The sequence below is a fragment of the Catenuloplanes japonicus genome (assembly GCF_000717135.1).
Classification (GTDB): Bacteria; Actinomycetota; Actinomycetes; order Mycobacteriales; family Micromonosporaceae; genus Catenuloplanes; species Catenuloplanes japonicus.
Genome location: NZ_JNXY01000020.1, coordinates 81,809 through 99,640, shown reverse-complemented (window position 1 = coordinate 99,640; position 17,832 = coordinate 81,809). Strand labels below are relative to the sequence as shown.

Annotated in this window: 17 protein-coding genes; 11 read left to right on the top strand and 6 right to left on the bottom strand. The window is 72.8% G+C overall.

What is annotated here, in order from left to right; translation table 11 throughout:
* Nucleotides 1-144: 144 nt before the first annotated feature.
* Both OP04_RS26315 and OP04_RS26310 read left to right on the top strand, forming a co-directional pair.
* On the top strand, nucleotides 145-849 hold the full coding sequence (locus tag OP04_RS26315; protein WP_157240362.1) for a hypothetical protein: 705 nt from the start codon (nucleotides 145-147) through the stop codon (nucleotides 847-849).
* Nucleotides 850-961: 112 nt separating this feature from the next.
* Nucleotides 962-1,882, top strand: coding sequence for a hypothetical protein (locus OP04_RS26310; protein ID WP_157240359.1), 921 nt, complete (start codon nucleotides 962-964; stop codon nucleotides 1,880-1,882).
* Nucleotides 1,883-2,036: 154 nt separating this feature from the next.
* On the opposite strand, the gene OP04_RS26305 is transcribed toward OP04_RS26310, so the two are convergent.
* The 4 genes from OP04_RS26305 to OP04_RS26290 form a co-directional block, all read right to left on the bottom strand.
* Nucleotides 2,037-3,152: a YihY/virulence factor BrkB family protein gene (locus tag OP04_RS26305; RefSeq protein WP_085066793.1), complete on the bottom strand. Its 1,116-nt coding sequence runs from the start codon at nucleotides 3,150-3,152 to the stop codon at nucleotides 2,037-2,039.
* Between the two features lie 73 nt (nucleotides 3,153-3,225).
* Complete coding sequence (locus OP04_RS26300) at nucleotides 3,226-4,218, bottom strand: diacylglycerol/lipid kinase family protein (protein WP_232323745.1); 993 nt, start codon at nucleotides 4,216-4,218, stop codon at nucleotides 3,226-3,228.
* Between the two features lie 113 nt (nucleotides 4,219-4,331).
* A complete protein-coding gene (locus OP04_RS26295) occupies nucleotides 4,332-6,254 on the bottom strand; it encodes an endo-1,4-beta-xylanase (RefSeq protein ID WP_033342507.1) in 1,923 nt (640 codons plus the stop codon).
* A gap of 152 nt (nucleotides 6,255-6,406) precedes the next feature.
* Complete coding sequence (locus OP04_RS26290; RefSeq protein WP_033342506.1) at nucleotides 6,407-7,126, bottom strand: GAP family protein; 720 nt, start codon at nucleotides 7,124-7,126, stop codon at nucleotides 6,407-6,409.
* Nucleotides 7,127-7,206: 80 nt separating this feature from the next.
* Here OP04_RS26290 and OP04_RS26285 point away from each other — a divergent pair, with 80 nt between their 5' ends.
* The 3 genes from OP04_RS26285 to OP04_RS26275 are packed head-to-tail and all read left to right on the top strand — an operon-like array spanning nucleotide 7,207 to nucleotide 9,186.
* Nucleotides 7,207-7,815 carry a TetR/AcrR family transcriptional regulator gene (locus OP04_RS26285; RefSeq protein ID WP_051799052.1) on the top strand — a complete coding sequence of 203 codons (609 nt, stop codon included), beginning with the start codon at nucleotides 7,207-7,209 and terminating at the stop codon, nucleotides 7,813-7,815.
* Between the two features lie 31 nt (nucleotides 7,816-7,846).
* Complete coding sequence (locus tag OP04_RS26280; protein WP_033342602.1) at nucleotides 7,847-8,626, top strand: MBL fold metallo-hydrolase; 780 nt, start codon at nucleotides 7,847-7,849, stop codon at nucleotides 8,624-8,626.
* Entirely contained in the window at nucleotides 8,623-9,186 is a 564-nt protein-coding gene (locus tag OP04_RS26275) for a DedA family protein (protein WP_033342504.1), read from the top strand. The genes OP04_RS26280 and OP04_RS26275 overlap by 4 nt, the downstream gene beginning before the upstream one ends.
* A 112-nt stretch (nucleotides 9,187-9,298) precedes the next feature.
* On the opposite strand, the gene OP04_RS26270 is transcribed toward OP04_RS26275, so the two are convergent.
* Nucleotides 9,299-11,509, bottom strand: coding sequence for an alkaline phosphatase family protein (locus OP04_RS26270; RefSeq protein WP_085066781.1), 2,211 nt, complete (start codon nucleotides 11,507-11,509; stop codon nucleotides 9,299-9,301).
* Between the two features lie 291 nt (nucleotides 11,510-11,800).
* Here OP04_RS26270 and OP04_RS26265 point away from each other — a divergent pair, with 291 nt between their 5' ends.
* From OP04_RS26265 to OP04_RS26250, 6 genes are all read left to right on the top strand, one after another.
* Entirely contained in the window at nucleotides 11,801-12,283 is a 483-nt protein-coding gene (locus OP04_RS26265; RefSeq protein WP_198153980.1) for a MarR family winged helix-turn-helix transcriptional regulator, read from the top strand.
* A 270-nt stretch (nucleotides 12,284-12,553) separates the two neighbouring features.
* The gene (locus OP04_RS26260; protein ID WP_033342503.1) at nucleotides 12,554-13,060 is read left to right on the top strand and encodes a hypothetical protein; all 507 of its coding nucleotides are present in this window, start codon (nucleotides 12,554-12,556) and stop codon (nucleotides 13,058-13,060) included.
* A 190-nt stretch (nucleotides 13,061-13,250) separates the two neighbouring features.
* Nucleotides 13,251-13,688 carry a calcium-binding protein gene (locus tag OP04_RS56520; RefSeq protein ID WP_051799047.1) on the top strand — a complete coding sequence of 146 codons (438 nt, stop codon included), beginning with the start codon at nucleotides 13,251-13,253 and terminating at the stop codon, nucleotides 13,686-13,688.
* 2 nt (nucleotides 13,689-13,690) lie between these two features.
* Complete coding sequence (locus tag OP04_RS50115) at nucleotides 13,691-14,170, top strand: hypothetical protein (protein WP_051799045.1); 480 nt, start codon at nucleotides 13,691-13,693, stop codon at nucleotides 14,168-14,170.
* On the top strand, nucleotides 14,167-14,985 hold the full coding sequence (locus OP04_RS50110) for a hypothetical protein (protein ID WP_051799043.1): 819 nt from the start codon (nucleotides 14,167-14,169) through the stop codon (nucleotides 14,983-14,985). The genes OP04_RS50115 and OP04_RS50110 overlap by 4 nt, the downstream gene beginning before the upstream one ends.
* A gap of 249 nt (nucleotides 14,986-15,234) precedes the next feature.
* Nucleotides 15,235-16,695 (top strand): aldehyde dehydrogenase family protein, encoded by a 1,461-nt coding sequence (locus OP04_RS26250; protein WP_033342502.1) that lies wholly within the window; start codon nucleotides 15,235-15,237, stop codon nucleotides 16,693-16,695.
* A 354-nt stretch (nucleotides 16,696-17,049) separates the two neighbouring features.
* Here the strand turns inward: OP04_RS26250 and OP04_RS26245 are convergent, their stop codons facing one another.
* Nucleotides 17,050-17,832, bottom strand: a complete 783-nt coding sequence (locus tag OP04_RS26245; RefSeq protein WP_033342501.1) for an ABC transporter ATP-binding protein — start codon at nucleotides 17,830-17,832, stop codon at nucleotides 17,050-17,052.

The window sequence follows — 17,832 nt, the reverse complement described above, 5'->3', positions numbered from 1 at the left end:
CACCTCTTCGCTAGGATGTTACGAAATTAGGATCGATCGCTTTTAAAACCAATTCACAATCTTAAAACCCTGCGTGGGTACGGCGTGCGCCGCACCCGGCCATCACCATCGCACGACGCCGCCGACGCCCCGGAGGACCGACCCGTGAGCTCCACGCCGTACCTCCGCAACGCCTGTCCCTTACCCCGCTCACCGCTGGCGGCCCGCGCCCCCGCGCCGCCGGTCTGCACGCCGAGGCCACGGTCCGGCCCGTTGACGTCGGGCAGGGTGCCCGGACCGCGGGCCGTGCCGCGCCGGCTGTGGGCCGCGGCGGGCCGGGTCGACGACCGGGCGGTGGCGCGGCTGATCACGGACGCGCTGGAGACGGACGGCGCACTGGCCACCTGGACCGCGCTCTGCGCGCCCGCGCTCGCGGCCGTCACCGGGGCCGCCCCGGCGCTGGCACTCGCGGCCGGGATCCGGGCAGCGCTCGGCGCACGCCTCACCCGGCTCGCCCGGCCCGGCCGCCGCCCCACCGTGATGCTCGCGGCCGCGCCCGGCGAGCCCGGCGCCGCCGGCGAGCTGCCGCTGTCCGCGCTGGCCGTCGTGCTGCTCGAGCACGGCATCGAGTCATGGCGGCTCGGCGCCGATCTGCCCTGGCCCGCGCTCTCCTCCGCGGTCACCCGGGCCGCGCCCGCGCAGCTGGTGGTCTGGTCCTCGGCCGCGTCCGCGGACGACGACGCGCGCCGCGCCGCCATGGAGGCCGCCCACCCCACGGTCCCGGTCGTACCGGCCGGCCCCGGCTGGCCGGAGTCCCTGTCGCTGCCCGCGGCCGCCGCCGTCTGCCTCGCGCTGGCCGGCGCACGGTAGAAGCGCTGTGGGCGCCGCGTCGCCGCCCACGGCCGCCGCCGTCCGCCTCGCGCCGGCCGGCCCACGGTAGAAGCGCTGTGGGTGCCGCCCGGGTGCGTGGCAGGGTGTGCACGTGGCCGGGGCGGTGGAGATCGTGTGCGACGAGTCCGGCTACGAGGGTGACCGCCTGGTCGGGTCGACCACCGCGCTCTTCGCGCACGCGTCCGTCCTGATCTCCGCGCCCGAGGCGGCCGCGATCCTGGCCGAGCTGCGCGCGCGGATCCGCTCCCCCGCCACCCAGTACAAGGCGAACCACCTGCTCAGGCCCAGACATCGCGGCGTGCTGGAGTGGTTCCTCGGCCCGGAGGCGCCGCTGCGGGGCCGCGCGTCCGTCTTCGTGGTGGACAAGACGCACTACGTCCTCGCCCGCGTGGTGGAACTGCTGCTCGGCGACGGCACGCTCGCCCCACGAGGCCCGGGACGGCAACCACAGGCCACCCTGCTGCACCGGTACGCGACGCGTCCCGCCGCCTCCGCGGCGGACCGCACGCTTCCGGAGGCGGCCAACGCGCTCCTTCGACGGCGTGGCTCGGCGGCCCCGTTCCTCGCCGCGCTCGCGCGCCTCCGCGACGACGACGCCCCGGAGGTGCGGGTGATGGACGAGCTGCGGGAAGCGCTGCCGAGCGCCGCACGGCGGGCGGACGCCTATCGGGAGGCGCTGGCCGCGGACCCGGAAGCCGCGGGTGCGGCCGTCGATCCGCTGACGCCGGCGGTGCTCGCCGCGGTGGCCCGCTGGGACGCGGGGCACGGCGTGGCAATGGCCCACGACCGGCAGATCGCGCTCTCCGGCGCGCGCGTGGCACGCCTGCGGGACTGGAGCGGCGGCCGGTTGACGGCGGTCCGGTTCCTGGTCGCGGAGGACGAGCCCCGGATCCAGCTCGCCGACATCCTGGCCGGGGCCGTGCGCGCGCTGCTGACCGGCCCCGACGACGCCCTGGCCCGGCCGTTCGCCGACCCCGCCTCGATCCTGCCGCCCGCCGGAGACACCCGCTGAGCCACCGCGCAGCCACCTGAGTCACCGCACAATCACCTGAGCCACCGGGCAGCCGCCTGAGCCACCGCGCAGCCGCCGGAAGACGCCCCCTGGGCCGCCGGGCCTTCACCGGAGACGCGCTGAGCCACCGGGCAGCGACCGGGCGGGTGGGCGGCTACTCCGGCGGGGGTGTACGCGGGCGCATCGGCTTGCGGAGGCCGTCGGGCTTGACCGCGAAACCGGCGGGCTTTCGTCGTACCCTCGCGGCTTTGACTGCTTTGATGCTCTTCGCGCGCTGGGCGGGGAGGCGTGGCGCGTGCGGGAGACCGTCCTTGGGCGAGGGGTGCCACTCGTCGGGCTTGGCCGGCTCGGGCGCGCCGACCCGGGCCGCCTCCAGCTGGGCGGCGAACGCGAGGCCGAGGAAGAGTGCGATCCCGGTCAGGTTCGCCCAGAGCAGCAGCGCGATGATGCCGGTGAGCGGGCCGTAGGTGACGCCGAAACCGGCACTGAAGCGGACGTATCCGGCGAGCAGCAGGCTGGTCGCCCACCAGAGCACGGTGGCGATCACCGCGCCGAACAGCAGCCAGGACAGGCCGGGCTGGCGACGGCGCGGCGCATAGCGGAAGATGACGCCGACCGCGAAGACGACCAGCGCCAGGCTGGCCGGCCAGCGCACCACGTTCCAGACGCCGAGGAAGTCCTGGCCCCACGGGTAACGCTCCGCGATCGACAGGCCGAACGGCCGGCCGGCGACCAGCGTGAGGAAGCCGAAGAGCGCGGGCAGACCGGCGAAGATCGCCACGACCGCGGCGCGCGCGTACTTGAGCACTGCGGGCCGGTCGCGTTCGACGCCGTAGATCCGGTTCGCGCCGCGCTCGATCTGCGCCATCGACTGGGTGAGCGAGACCATGCCGGTGATCAGACCGAGGGTCAGCGCCAGCTCGCCCGCATCCTCGGTCGCGTCGTCGTCGGTGAGCAGGTCGTTGACCACGTCGTGGCTGGCGCCGGGGGTCAGCGCCAGGATCGTGTCCGTGACGACCAGGCCGCCCTCCTCCACGCCGAGGTCGGTGGCGAGACCGGCCAGCGCGATCAGGAACGGCACCACGGCCAGGCACAGCTGCAGCGCGAACGCGCGCGAGTGGCTGAACCCGTCGCCGTAGCGGAACCGGACGAACGCGTCGTGGAAGAGGTGCCACCGGCCGTAGACGCGCAGCGCACGCCAGGCGTCGTCCGCGGAGAGCTCGTCCCCGGACATGAGCTGCGTCTCGGGGACCTGATTCGTGCTGCTCATGCCGTCACCTCCGCTGCGCTCCGGCGCCGACATGAGTTACGGCACTGAGCTGCTGATTCGCTCGCAAGCTCGCTCATGCGCGTTCCTTGACCCGGTCCGCGCCCTCGGCGAGGTCTCGGGAGCGTTCCGGGCGGGGGACGCACAGGACCAGCGCCTTCGGGCGGAGGTGGACGCGCAGCACCTCGTCCGGCGAGATCAGGTCGCCGTCCAGCTGCCGGGGCTGCGCGCGGTTGCTGCGGATCTCCACCTCGGAGGCGGTATACATCTCCATCCGCGGCACCCGGCGCCACCGGTACAGGATGCCGAGGCTCAGCACCGCCCACTGGCCGAGGCTGCGCGCGGTCACCACCGCCACGTTGAACACGCCGTCGTCCGGTTCGGCGTCGACCAGCAGTCGCACGCCGCCCTGGAGCCGGCCCACGTTCCCGATCAGCACGGTACGCGCGCGGCGGTCCAGCACGCGGTTGCCGTCGAACCTGATCCGCACGCGCATCGGCCGGTCGCGCAGGTGCCGGGCGGCACCGAACAGGTACGCGAACCAGCCGATCCGCTTCTTCGCCCGCTCGGACGTGCCGGCGAGCATCTGCGCGTCGAAGCCCATGCCGGCCATCACCGCGAAGCAGTCGCCGGTCCCGTCCACCTCGCCGACGTCGATCAGCCGCCGCCCGCCGTCCAGCACCACCTGCACGGCCGCGACCACGTTGCCCTCCAGCCCCAGGTTCGCGGCCAGCAGGTTGCCGGTGCCGGACGGCAGCACGGCCATGGCCACGCCGGTCCCGGCCAGCCCGCTGATCACGGCCCGGACCGTGCCGTCGCCGCCGGACACGAACACGACCTCGGCGCCGGCCGCGACTGCGGCCCGCGCCTGGCCCACGCCCGGGTCCTGCGGCGTCGTCTCCAGCCAGAGCGGCTCCGGCCATCCGGCCGGCTCCAGACCCTCGCGGATCAGCCGCTTGTGCTCGGCGAGGTCGGCCACCTTCACCGGGTTGACCACCACGGCCGTCCGCACCGGCTGGGGCACGGCTGCCCGCAGGTGCGCGTGGGGTTGCCCGCTGTCTTCCGTCACGGCCGACAGTGTGCAACACCGCGCGGCCGTGAGCGACCCAACGGGCGTACACCACAGCTCGCCGGGGTGAATCGTGGCGTCCGGCGGGCCCGGCGCGGGCCCGCCGGAACCGTTCATGCGCTGGTGCAGGCGGTGCCGTTGAGCGTGAACGCGGACGGGGCCGGGTTGGTGCCGGTCCAGGACGCAAGGAAGCCGGCGCCGGTGGAGGCACCGGGTGCGAGCGTGCCGTTCCAGGACGCGTTGCGGACCGTGACCGTGGTGCCGGACTGGCTGCCGGTACCGCCCCAGAGCTGGCTGAGCTGCTGGCCGGCGGTGAAGTTCCAGCCGAGCGTCCAGGAGCTCAGCGCGGCCGCGGACGTGTTGGTGATCTTCACGTCGCCCTGGAAGCCGCCCTGCCACTGCCCGGTCACCCGATAGGTGACGGCACAGGCGCCCGCGGTGGCGCCGCCGGTGGGGGTAGGTGCCGGCGTCGTCGTGCCGATCTTGGACGGGTCGACCACGCCCCAGTACGCGTCCTTCGCCTGCAACCGGGTGTCGAAGAGCAGCGGCGCGTCCTTGCGCGTCACCGGGAACGTGTCCAGCCAGGTGTCGTCGTCCGCGAGGCCCCACACGGTCACGGACGTGATCTCCGTGGCGTACCGGCGGTAGAGCGCGAACAGGTCCCGGTACTTGTAGGCCACCTTGAGCAGCCGGTCCGCCGGTGGTGCCGGGAACGACTCGCCGTTGCCGGTGTAGATCGACACGTCCATCTCGGTGATCTGCTGCTCCACGCCGAGCGGGACGAACGTCGTGATCATCGCCTCGGTCTCCGCGGTCGAGGGCCAGTCGATGTTGACGTGCATCTGGTGCCCGACGCCGTCGACCGGCACGCCCTCGCTCTTGAGCAGCGCCACCAGCGCGTGGAGCTTGTCGCGCTTGGCCGGCACGTTGGTGTTGTAGTCGTTGATGAACAGCTTCGCGTTCGGCAGCACCTCGCGCGTCACCCGGAACGCGGTGCGGATGTAGTCCAGCCCGGTGATCTCGTACCACCTGCTGCGCCGGTAACCGTCGGACTGGGACTCGTCGATCACCTCGTTGACCACGTCCCACACCGGGATGTCCGCGCCGTAGTGGCCGGCCACGCCGCGGATGTGCGCCTCCAGCCGGGCCAGGAGCAGTGCCTTGTTCTCCGGCGTGGCGGTCATCGCGTTGCCGTTCGCGTCCAGGAAGACCCAGGCCGGTGTCTGGTTGTGCCAGACCAGCGTGTGCCCGCGGACCGCCTGGCCGTGTGCCTTCGCGAACGTGACCATGGCGTCCGCGTCCGCGAACCGGAACGTGCCCTCGGCCGGCTCGGTGGCGTCCCACTTGAGCGCGTTGCCCGGCGTGATCGAGTCGAAGTGCTTGGCCAGCAGCTTCCCGTGCTCGCCGAGCAGCGCGGCCGGGGTGATCGCGGCGCCGACCGGGAACTCGGCGACCACGTCCTTGACCGACGGGATGTCCGTCTGGATCGGCGTGTCCGGCACGTAGGAGATCGTGACGTCGTCGAGGTGGAGGTCGCCGAAGCCGGAGGCGGTCTCCACGTACACCGTGAGGTATTCGACGTCCGTGGCCAGTGTGTACGTGCCGGTCAGGTTGACCCAGGCGCCGGCGGTGAGCGCGGTGTTGCCGACGACCTGGTCGTAGGAGGCGGTGCCGCCGGTCCGCCGTTCGACGCTCAGCCGGGCGCTGTCGGACCCGGTGGCGAGTCGTACCCAGACGGAGATCGTGTAGCGGACACCCTTGTCGAACGTGCCGAGCACGTCCAGCACCGGGCCTTCCCAGGTGCGGGTGCGCCCGGCGATCGCGAGGCTGCCGGTGCCGCCGTGCGCGACCGTGGTGCTGTGGCTCAGGACCTCCGCGCCGCGCGGCACCCAGCCGCCGGTGGTGCCGTCCTCGAACGTGCTGGTCACGACCGTGACCGGGCCGGCCTCGTCGGCCTGCGCATCCATCAGGGGTACGAGCAGCGCCGCGGCGAGTCCGGCCGCGACGACGGGAGCGAGGCGCGTCCATGCGCGCATAGTGGGCAACCTTTCAGGCGTGGGATCAGCACGGACCCGGCATGTGCCCGCATGCCGGCGGTGGTGCGGCACACCGCCCCGGGCTCCCGTCCGGGGCGGTTCGCGGGCGCGTGGAGCCCGCCGAGCCACCGATGGTGATCGATGCTACCGGCTCAGCCGCCGGTGGACCACCTGTCGATCAGGCCGAACAGTCCCAGGCGGAACGCGGCGTCGCGGGCCAGCAGGAAGCCGGCGATGCCGAGGACCCAGCCGAGCGCGCCCTCGGTGTGCGTGGCCAGCCAGGTGCTGAGCCGCTCCAGCAGCGGCGCGATGCGGTCGCGGGCGAGCGCGCGCACGCCGCCGAGCAGCAGTGCCGGAAGAATCATGACCAGCACGTAGCCGGCGAGCGTGACCAGCCAGCCGGCGACGGGCAGGTCCGCCGAGGTGATCAGGCCGACCGCGGCCAGGTAGGGCAGCATGGTGGCGACCTCGAGCGCGGCCGCGCCGACGCCGAGGCCGATCATCGCGGTGACGGTGGCGTTCTCGCCGGTGAGCCGCGCCTTCCAGCGGTCCGCCCGGCCGGGGCCCCGCCGCCGCTTGCCGTCGAAGCGGAAGCTCCAGGCGAACAGCCCGACGCCGGCGGCGAGCTGCACCCAGCTGACCCAGCGCGCATCCGCGAGCCCGCTGAAGGCCGCGGTCGCCGCCTCCGCGCCGAGCACCAGGATCACGCCGACGACCGCGTAGAAGACCGCGACCGTGGCCAGGTAGATCAGGAAGCGGGAGGCGCGCACCCGCGGCGCCAGCAGCATCCAGATCGGAATCACCAGCGTGCCGATGCTGGTGCTGTCGATGAGCGCCAGCCCGGCCAGGCCGGCGAGCGTCACGAGATCCACGTCTTCCCCCGATTTATTTCGCACGACTGTGTGAAAAACAAGGTAACACAGCCGTGCTAAAAAGAGGGGTGCCGAGAATCGTGGATCATGACCAGCGCCGCCGTGAGCTCGCCGGAGCCGTCTTCCGGGTGATCAGCCGGGGCGGCATCGGCGCGGCGTCCGTGCGCGCGATCGCGGCCGAGGCCGGCTGGTCCAGCGGCGCGATCCGGCACTACTTCTCCACCCAGGCCGAGCTGCTCCTCTTCGCCGCGCAGCTGATGATGGAGCGCGTCCCGGAGCGCATCCGCACGCACCTCGACGACGACTCGCTGACCCCGTTCGGCCGCGTCCTGGCCGTGCTGGAAGAGCTGCTGCCGCTGGACGAGGAGCGCCGCGTCGAGGTGCTGGTCTTCGTGACCATCGCGGACCACGCCTATCAGGCACCCGGCATCGACGCGACCCGGGAGGCCGCCTGGCAGGGCACCCGTTACCTCTGCCGGCTCTCCGTCGCCGGGCTCACCGGCACCGCGCCGCCGGAGCTGCTCACGGACGCGCTCGCCGATCCCGGGCTGGAGGCGGACGCGGTGCTGCTGCACACGATCGTGGACGGACTCTCGCTGCAGGCGCTGATGTTCCCCTCACGGACGCCACCGGAAACGGTCCGTATCCAGCTCACGAACGCTCTCCGAAAGATCCTCCCCCTGACGTGAGCACGGCCGCTGGTCACGTACGGTGGGCACCGTGGACGGCGCGGCGGTAAGGGCCACGTGGTGGGGGCACGCCACGGTCTGGCTGGAGGACTCGGGGGTCCGGCTGCTCACCGACCCGCTGCTCGGCGACCGGCTCGCCCACCTGCGCCGCATGCGCGGCCCCCGGCCCCTGCTGCCCGGCGCGCCGGACGCGGTGCTCGTCTCCCACCTGCACGCCGACCACCTGGACGTGCCCTCGCTGCGCCGCATACCGGCGGACACGACGTTCGTGGTCCCGCGCGGCGCGGCCGGCCTCATCCACCGCCGCCTGGGCAGTCACTACTCCGGCAACTGCGTCGAGCTGGCGCCGGGCGAGGAGACAAAGATCAAGGATCTGCGGGTACGCGCCGTGCCCGCCGCCCACGACGGCGGACGCGGGCCCTGGTCCCGGCTCCGCGGCGACGCGCTCGGCTTCGTGGTCGAGGGCGCGGTCCGCACCTGGTTCGCGGGCGACACCGGCCTGTTCGACGGCATGTCCGAGCTCGGCCCGGTCGACCTGGCGCTGGTCCCGGTCGGCGGCTGGGGCCCGAGCCTGCACCCGTCGCAGCACCTCGGACCGGCCGACGGCGCGGAGGCGGTCCGCCGCGTCGGCGCGACCGAGGCGATCCCGATCCACTACGGCACGTTCTGGCCGGTGGGCATGGGCCGCGTCCGGCCGCACATGTTCCACTCCCCCGGCAGCGACTTCGTGCGCGCGGCGGAGCAGCTGATCCCGGACGTCCGCGCACACCTGCCCGCGCCCGGCGAGACCGTGGAGATCGGGGCGCCGTGACGGTCGGGCTCGGTGGGCTCGCCTCGCTGTTCGGTCTGGTCGCGTTCGGTGCGGTGCTGCCCGTGGTGCCGACCGGCGTGGCGGTGAGCGGCGCGGCCGCGCTGGCCGCGCACGACAACCCGATCATGGTGCTGTTCGTGGTGCTGGCGGGCGCGCTCGGCGCGTACACCGGCGATCTGATCACCTATGCGGCCTGCCGCTGGGGTGGCGAGCAGCTGGCCCGGCGGCTGCGCTGGCTGCGCGGCAACGAGAAGCTGGACAAGCTGGGCGCCGAGCTGAAGCACCGCGAGGTGCCGGTGCTGCTGGTCTCCCGGCTGGTGCCCGGCGGCCGGATCCCGATGCTGCTGGCCGCGAGCGTGATCGGCGTGACCTGGCGGACGTTCGTGTACGCGAACGCGCCGGCCTGCGTGCTCTGGGCCGCGGTCTACGCCGCGGTCGGGCTGCTCGGCGGCACGGTCTTCCCGCGCCCGTGGGAGGGCGTGGTGGCCGCGATCGTGCTGGTCCTGGTGGTCACGCAGGTGGCGACGTGGGTACACCGCCGTCGCGAGGCGTCGGCGTAGCCGCCGTGCCGGGAACGCGGGCGCAGACAACTCTCCTGCGGCCCGGGGGCGCTCCGCACCCGGAACGTCAGCATTCGGCGCCCTGAGGCGCCGGAGCGGAAAGGCCCGGCGCTTATCGCCGATCGCTCCGGGTCGCCGTCGCCGCGTCGGGAAACGCCGGTGCGGCCACCGCCGTCCCGGGCAGCATCGGCGCCTCGTCGCCGGCGAGCTCCGGCGGGCGCACGCCCAGCTTCTCCAGCCAGATCAACAGCTGCCGGTGCACGGAGTCGGGGCCGTCGAACTCCTCGGTCTCGCGCGACCAGGCGCCCGGGTGCAGCACCATCGCCTCGGTCTGCCAGCCGCCGAGCCCGCCGTGCGAGCCGACCAGCTCCTCGTAGGCGGCCACGTCCTCGGTCGCGGCGTCGACCGGGCTGATCAGCACCAGGTCGCCGACGTGGTCCATGCCCTGGTGCCGCAGCAGGTCGGCGCGGGCCTTCGGACCGTACGGCAGCAGCGGATCCTCGCCCTCGACCACGCCGTCCGACAGCCGGTGCCGCCCCCGGGACCCGTGCGCGACCGGCCCGGCCTCCCCGTCCACGACCAGCACACCCACGCCCGGATGCGAGGCCAGATCCTCGACCAGTCCGGGGTACGCGGCGTCCAGCTGCTCCTTCGTGGCCTTGCCGGGCAGCCGTGGCAGGTAGACCATCGCCAGGTTCCCGGACGCGACCACCACGGACTCCGGGTCGCCGTCCGTGTCCGGGCCGCCGTCGGCCGGCCCGAGCGTGACCTCGCCGCCCTCGGAGCGCTTCCGGGTCGCGGCCCGGGTCGCCGCCGCGGTCGGGCCGGACCGGTTCGCGGCCTCGGTGAGCAGCGCGTTCACCGGCCCCCACTGCTCCACGGGCGCGGTCGAGGAGCGGGCCGGGCCGGTCGGTGCCTCGGTACCGGCGCGCTGGACCAGCCGCTCCACCACGTCCTCGACGCGCTCGCCGTGCCGCTGCCGGAACGTGGCGCCCTGCGCCTGGCCGTGATCGGAGAGCAGCACCAGGTGGTAGTTGCGGGACGCGTCCTCGGCCAGCCGGTGCAGGATGCCGACCACCCGGTCCAGGCCCTCCAGCGAGTGCAGCGCCTCGTGGCGGGCCGGCCCGGCGTGGTGCGCCACCTCGTCGTAGTCCACGAAGTCGCAGTAGACGACCGGCGCGCCCTTCGCCATCTGCTCCGCGATCAGCGACACGTTCAGGTCGCGCAGCAGCACGTTCGTCGCGGGGCGCAGCAGCAGGTAGTAGCCGCCCCGGCGGATGCGCGGCTGCACGTCACGGCGGCGCTGCTGACGGCTCTGCCACAGCTCCTTCATGATCTCGCCGAAGCCCAGCACGATCGCGCGGGCCAGGCCGAACGTCATGAACGAGACGTACCCGGCGGAGGACGGGCCGGGCAGCGCCGCGCGGGACACCGTGAGCAGGCACGTCTCCGCGTCGCCCGGGAACACGTTGCTGATGCTGACGCCGCCGTCCCGGAGCAGGCCGCGGCCGGTGGAGAGGCGGCGCTCGATCTCGGCCGCGTCGCGCGGGCGGTTGGTGACCATCAGGCGGCGCTCCGCCTTCTCGTACCAGCGGAACGCCGGCACCTGGCGCACGTCGCCGTAGAGGATGCCGGCCTGCACCGCGGGCGTGGTGGCCGGCACTCCGGTGTGGAACGATGCCATCCGGTGCGTGCCGTCGCGCAGCCAGCGGCCCATGTTCGGCAGGTTCCCGGCCCGGACCGCCCAGCGCAGCAGCGGCGCGGACACGCCGTCCAGCTGGACGATGATCATGCCGTCCCGGTCGTGGTCCGCCGGACGCGGATTGCTGCGCCGGACGCGGGACATCAGGCGCATGCTCTCCAGCACGAACGTGTCGTCGGTGCCGGCGTCGACCACCCAGTTGACCACCGCGGCCAGCGCGATCGCGATCCAGGACGCGGCGAACGCGACCTCGAACCCGGTGCCGCCGCCGGCCGGGTTCAGGCGCAGCGCGACGTACAGGATGATCGCCTGCACCACGATGCCGAGCAGCAGCGCGCCGAGGCCGCCCAGCACGGTCGCGAGCACCAGCAGCAGCGGCCGCAGCAGCGCGCCCACGCCGGTGACCAGCGCGACCAGCCAGAGCAGCGCGACCAGGCCGCTGGCGTTGACGCCGGGCAGCAGCCAGAGCGTGGCCGCGAGCACCACGAACGAGGTGAGCATCGCGCGCGCGAGCGCCCGGAAACGGGGGAACGTGGGCCGCCAGTCGCGCAGGACGCGCAGGCCCAGCCGGAAGCGGCCCGGTTCGGCCGGCACGTCGCGCAGGCCGGGTCGCTGAGCCATTCCTGCACTCTGGCACAGGTGCGCACGCCCGGCCCCCGCACGCGCGAGCGGCCGCCACGATCGTGATCGGTCGCACAGTCCCCGCGCTTGTGCGGGGCCACGCGCGGTCGCCGCACGCGGGAGGGGTGGCTCCGGTCGTACCGTGGCGGCCCGGTTTGTCGTGAGGGTGCGGGCCCGCCACACTTGACCTTCGGCTGACGCGGCGGCTGCGCCCTCGTGGCGGCAACAGCTCTCCTGCCCGAGCAGCACGGCACCGCGGTGAGCACCGCAGCGGCACGAGGGATGGGCGCGATGACCGACGACGACCGGGACCGCATCGAGCGCGAGCTGACGCTGCTCGTGCGGCGCACCCAGCGGATCCACGTGCGCCTGCCCGGCGTGGCGCGGCACGTGGAGCGCGCGGCGTACGCGATTCTCGGCCGCCTGCACGACGACGGGCCGATGCGGCTGACCGCGCTGGCCACGCTGTTCGGGCTGGACGTCTCCACGGTGTCCCGTCAGGTGCAGTCGCTGCAGGCCGAGGGCCTGATCAGCCGCTCGGCCGACCCGGGTGACCGGCGCGCCGCGCTGATCCAGATCACGGAGCACGGCACGGAGGTGCTGCGCGGCATGCGCGCGGCGCGCCGGGAACTGCTGCGGGATCTCACCGATTCGTGGCCGGCGCGGGACCGGGAGCGGTTCGCGGACCTGCTGGAGCGGTTCAACGAGGGCGTCGCGGAGAAGCTGGGCGGCGCGCCGGATTCGTTGCCGCAAAAGGGTTTGGTCCGCGATTAGCGGGTACTAGGCCCTGTCTGCCCGCGCCGGTCGCGCACTACACCGCGTAAACAATCCATCCTAGTTTCTTGTATCCGACATGCCGGATTTTTTACGAAATCGTAGTGTAAATTACGCGACAGCCTACACATGGCGAAAATACGGGCTCTTTGCGCCTGCGCTGAATAGTGTTTGCCATGCCCGGGTGATCACGCAGTTACCTCCGGTTACTGCACTCCCTCGGGACGGCGTCGGACCGATTCCGGCACGTGCACTTCAGGAGCTCTCACCATGAAGATCACCATGGCCACCACCGGCCGCATCTCCCTGATGATCGCCACCGCCGCGTTCGGTGTCGCCGTGGCCGCCGCCCCGGCCGCCGCCGGCTTCGGCACGCCGTCCTCGACCACCAACAAGGCGGACATCGCGATCCTGGGCGGCGACGCCAAGGCCGTCGGCGCCTGCTTCAACGTGGCGAAGACCTACGCCAAGCTGAAGAAGACCCCGCCGAAGATCCAGTCCTGCAGCAACATCTCGTCCGCGCAGGGTGGCGGCGTCGTCCTCAAGGACGTCGACGTCAACGTGATCCAGGACGCGTCCGGCGGCAAGGGCAAGAAGCTCAACAGCGCCGACATCAAGATCGCCGGTGGCGACGCGGTGGGCTACGCGGCCTGCGCGAACGTGCTCAGCGGTGCCGCGTCCTCGAAGAACTACCAGGACTGCGCCGCGATCTCGGACGCCAAGGGTGGCGACGTCAAGCTGACCAACGTCGACTTCACGGTCATCCAGACCAGCTGATTTCGCTGAGGGGACCGGGCGACCGGTCCCCTCACCTCATTGCGGTCCTCCCCCGCCTCGCGGGCAGCACGGCGGCACACTCCGGGCCGCCCGCGAGGTGAGGTTCTCCTCCGACTCGTCGGCAAGTGCGTGCACGGGCTCTCAGCGCACGCCGCGCCCCTCGTGCCGCAGTCACGGAAGGAATGGCGAGATGACCAGTCCGACCCGGGGCGCCCTCCTGACGGGCGCCTCGTTCTCTCTTCTCATGGCCGCCGCGTTCGCGCCCGGTGTGGCCCAGGCGGCGACGCCGGCCGCGCCCAAGCCGTGGCCGGCCTGCACCATCAACGGCACCTCCGGTGACGACAAGCTCATCGGCACCAAGGGCAGGGACGTCATCTGCGGCTTCGGCGGCGACGACATCCTGCTCGGGCTCGCCGGCGACGACACCCTGATCGGCGGCGCCGGCGACGACATCCTCGTCGGCGGTCCCGGCTGGGACACGCTCTACGGCGGCGCGGACGACGACCGGCTGGTGGCCGGCCCCAACGGCGGCAAGGCGGACGGCGGCTCCGGCGGTGACCGGTGCATCGGCCCGGCGAAGAACGCCTGGTACTCCGGCTGCGAGCGCAAGTACGTGACGGGCGGATGACGATGACGATCTCCCGCATAGGCGCGCTCCTGGTCACCGGCGGCGTGGCGGCTCTGATCGCGGTGCCGTCCCCGGCGCAGGCCGTGGCCGTGACGCCCGCGTTCGCCGGCACGAACACCGCCACGTGGGACGGCACCCTGCTCAAGGTCATGTTCCGCGAGACCGGAGCGAAGCCGTGGTCGACCGGCCTGGTCTCGATCCGGGCCATCGGCACCATCGACGTCGTCTGCATCGGCAACGGTGTGTCGCTCAACTCGCAGGCCTCCTCCGAGACCGAGGTCGTCTCCGAACACAAGGCAGACGGCGACGGCGTACGCGCCGGCGAGCAGGTAGCCGGGTTCTCCGTCCAGCCACCGGTGATCACCGGCCTGGACTGCAAGCCCACGCTCGCCCGCAGCTTCACCGTCACCGTGCAGGACCTCAGCACCGGCGCCGTGCAGACCCTCGCCGGCCCCGCCTCCAACACAGGGAAGACTTCATGAGACTGCAGAACCTGACGCGCATCGGCGCGGTCGCATCCGGCGTGCTGACGCTCGCACTGGCCATGACCGTCGCACCGTCGCCGGCCTCCGCCGCCGACGCCGACATCGCCATCAAGGGCGGCGACGGCAACTCGACCGTGGTCTGCGGCAATGTCGCGTCCGCGCTCGCGATCGCCAAGAAGGCCGGCTACAAGCTGCAGCTCAACAACTGCAAGGCGAACGCGGCCGGCGGCTCGGTCGGCCTCAGCGGCGTCGAGATCATCGTGTCCCAGTCCGCCGCGAAGGCCAACGCGTCCGCGCTCGCCTCGCTGGACCGGGCGGCCGCCCGCGTCGGCATCGCGGCCGACAAGTGCGAGAACCACCGCGCCAAGGGCACCGGTCAGATGACCAAGTGCTGGGCCACCGCCAAGGGCGGCAAGGTCTACCTGAACAACGTGACCGTGCAGAAGGGCAACGTCGCCCGGACCATCCAGTCCGCGGTCATCGACCGGGCCGGCGTGCCGAAGGGTACCGACGGCGGCGCGTCCGCCAAGTGCTGGAACGTCATCTCGGACAAGCTCAACCAGCGCGACGACTGCTCGACGTTCGGCGGCGGCGCCGTGTGGGGCCTGAACAACGTCGACGTCAAGGGCTACAACGGCGGCGGCCTGCAGAAGAACGTCAACGTCACGGTCCAGGGCGGCGACGCGAACAACTACGTCCTCTGCTTCAACACCACGGACGGCTCCGGCAAGGTCAAGCAGATCAACATCTGCTCCGCCGAGGGCAAGGGCGGCGACGTGACGCTCAGCAACATCAAGATCATCACGCTCTGATCCGGTAACACCGCACCACCCGGTACGGCGCGCGCACCAGGCTCTCAGGCTTCACTCTCCGGTGGCCCCGGAGGTGGCCGGTGCGCCATCGGAAGCCCCGCCGGTCGCGAACCGATCACTGCTGCCTCCCTGCAGCGATCGGCCCGCGATCGGCGGGGTCTTCCGCGTTTCTTGACTGTTACGTGGGCCACCTCTAGCGTTCATATGGGTAACTGTTGTGCGCAATGCGAACACTTGGAGCGCTCCCCCATGACAGACACCCGCAATCTCTGGATAAACGGCGACCACGTTCCCGCCTCCGGCGGCCGCACCACCGAAGACCTCAATCCCTGGACGGGTACGCCGCTGGCGCTGGTCGCCGCCGCCGGGCCCGCGGACGTGACCCGCGCGGTCGACGCCGCCCACGCCGCGTTCCCCGCCTGGGCCGCCACCCCGCCGTCCGTCCGCCGGAAGATCCTCAACCGGGCCGCCGATTTGCTCGAGGAACACGCGCACGACGCCGCCGCGCTGATGGGCGCGGAGACCGGCGGCCCGTTCGGCTGGGCCATGTTCAACGTCGGCCTGGCCACCGGCATGCTGCGCGAGGCCGCCGCGCTGGTCAGCACACCGCTCGGGGAGGTGCTCGCCACCGACAACCCGGACGCGCTCGCGCTCGGCGTGCGCCAGCCGGCCGGCGTGGTGGCCGCGTTCGCGCCGTGGAACGCGCCGATCATCCTGGGCACCCGCGCGATCGCCACGCCGCTCGCGGTCGGCAACACCGTGGTGGTCAAGGCCGGCGAGGACGCGCCGCTGGTCGCCGCGCACTACCTGGCCGACCTGCTGCACGAGGCCGGGCTGCCGCCGGGCGTGCTCAACGTGATCACCAACGACCGGGCGGACGCGGCCGTGATCGCGGAGACGCTGATCGCCGACCCCCGGGTGCGCCGGGTGAACTTCACCGGCTCCACCTCGGTCGGGCGGCGGATCGGCGAGCTGGCCGCGAGCCACCTCACGCCGGCCGTGCTGGAGCTCGGCGGGAAGAACTCCGTGCTGGTGCTGGACGACGCCGACCTGGAGTACGCGGTCAACGCGGTCGCGTTCGGGGCGTACCTGAACGCGGGCCAGATCTGCATGTCCGCGGACCGGGTGCTGGTGCACCGCGCGGTCGCGGACGAGTTCATCGCGCTGCTCGCCGCGAAGGCCGCCGCGATCCCGGCCGGCGACCCGTCCGACCCGTCCACCGTGGTCGGCCCGCTGATCAGCGAGTCCGCGGCCGCACGCGTGGCCGGGCTGGTGGACGAGGCGGTGTCCCAGGGCGCGAAGCTGGTGGCCGGCGGCGGCGCGCCGGCCGGGGCGCTCTACCCGGCGACCGTGCTGTCCGGCGTGGAGCCGCACATGCGCATCTACGCGGAGGAGATCTTCGGGCCGGTCTGCACCGTGATCACGGTCGACGACGAGGAGCAGGCGGTCACGATCGCCAACGACAGCCCGTACGGCCTGACCGCCGGCGTCCTCACCTCCGACCTCTCCCGCGGCCTCGACCTGGCGCGGCGCCTGCAGACCGGCATCGTGCACGTCAACGACCAGTCCGTGGACGACGAGCCGATCGCCCCGTTCGGCGGCGTCAAGGCCTCCGGCTACGGCCGTTTCGGCGGCCGGGCCGGCATCGACGCGTTCACCGACCTCCGCTGGATCACGCTCCAGCAGCGCCCCAAGCACTTCCCGTTCTAGGGCGTGGGTGGCGGATCCCGACGGCCTGCGGCGTGGCCGGGCACCGCCTGGCCGCACGGCGCGAACGCCCACCTACAACGCCGGTATGCAGGCGCCCGCGCCGCGCACCCGGACGACACCTGGACCTCGTCCCGGCCCGCCGCGATCCACCAGCGGAGCGCCGGCGGAGTCTTGGCGGACGGCGAGGTTTGCCCGCGGGAGCAACGCTGCCGGACCACGCCGGAAGCGGGAACATGAACTGGATCTTGATCTTCGCGACGCGGGCGGCGCGCCACCCACCGCACGAGGGGCGGGGTCCGGTGCCGTCCGCGGGAGCAACGCTGCCGCAACCACACCGGAAGCGGGGGAACGCGTTTACCGGTCCGCGTGAACTGTGTTCTTCGCGGCCTGGATCTGCTGGTAGACGTGGGTGCGGAGCTCGGTGAAGCGCGGGGTGGCGCGGGTGTGGAGCTGGTCCCGCTCGGCGGGGAGGTCGATGGGGAGGTCCTCCAGGATCACCGTGGGTGAGGAGGAGAGGATCAGGACGCGGCGGCCGAGGTAGACAGCCTCGTCGATGTCGTGGGTGACGAAGAGGACGGTGACGCCGAGGCGCTGCCAGAGGCCGCGGATCAGGTCTTCGAGGTCGGCGCGGGTCTGGGCGTCGACGGCGGCGAACGGCTCGTCCATCAGCAGGACGCGCGGCTCGTAGGCGATGGCGCGCGCGATCGCGACGCGCTGCTGCATGCCGCCGGAGAGCTGCCAGGGGTAGGCGGCGTGGGCGTCGGCGAGGCCGACCGCGGCCAGCGACTCGTGCACCAGCTCGCGGCGGCGTTCCCGGGGCAGGCGTTTCTGGCGCAGCGGGAGTTCCACGTTGGCGGCGACGCGCATCCAGGGGAAGAGGCTGCGACCGTACTCCTGGAAGACGACGGCCATGCCGGGCGGCGGGCCGGTGACCGGCGTGCCGTCCAGCGTGACCGTGCCGCCGGACGGGGTGAGCAGGCCGGCGATGCACTTGAGCAGCGTGGTCTTGCCGCAGCCGGACGGGCCGACCAGGCAGGTCAGGTCGCCGTCCGGGACGGTGAAGGTCAGGTCGCGGATCGCCTCGACGGCACGGCCGTCGCCGGTGTAGGTCTTCCGGAGGCCTTCGACGTTCAGCAT

What these genes read in the sequence shown, in the direction of transcription:
- OP04_RS26305 (WP_085066793.1), bottom strand. Translation starts at nt 3,152, where the DNA reads ATGAGCAGCACGAATCAGGTCCCCGAGACGCAGCTCATGTCCGGGGAC.
- OP04_RS26295 (WP_033342507.1), bottom strand. Translation starts at nt 6,254, where the DNA reads ATGCGCGCATGGACGCGCCTCGCTCCCGTCGTCGCGGCCGGACTCGCC.
- OP04_RS26270 (WP_085066781.1), bottom strand. Translation starts at nt 11,509, where the DNA reads ATGGCTCAGCGACCCGGCCTGCGCGACGTGCCGGCCGAACCGGGCCGC.
- OP04_RS26265 (WP_198153980.1), top strand. Translation starts at nt 11,801, where the DNA reads ATGACCGACGACGACCGGGACCGCATCGAGCGCGAGCTGACGCTGCTC.
- OP04_RS26260 (WP_033342503.1), top strand. Translation starts at nt 12,554, where the DNA reads ATGAAGATCACCATGGCCACCACCGGCCGCATCTCCCTGATGATCGCC.
- OP04_RS56520 (WP_051799047.1), top strand. Translation starts at nt 13,251, where the DNA reads ATGACCAGTCCGACCCGGGGCGCCCTCCTGACGGGCGCCTCGTTCTCT.
- OP04_RS50115 (WP_051799045.1), top strand. Translation starts at nt 13,691, where the DNA reads ATGACGATCTCCCGCATAGGCGCGCTCCTGGTCACCGGCGGCGTGGCG.
- OP04_RS50110 (WP_051799043.1), top strand. Translation starts at nt 14,167, where the DNA reads ATGAGACTGCAGAACCTGACGCGCATCGGCGCGGTCGCATCCGGCGTG.
- OP04_RS26250 (WP_033342502.1), top strand. Translation starts at nt 15,235, where the DNA reads ATGACAGACACCCGCAATCTCTGGATAAACGGCGACCACGTTCCCGCC.
- OP04_RS26245 (WP_033342501.1), bottom strand. Translation starts at nt 17,832, where the DNA reads ATGCTGAACGTCGAAGGCCTCCGGAAGACCTACACCGGCGACGGCCGT.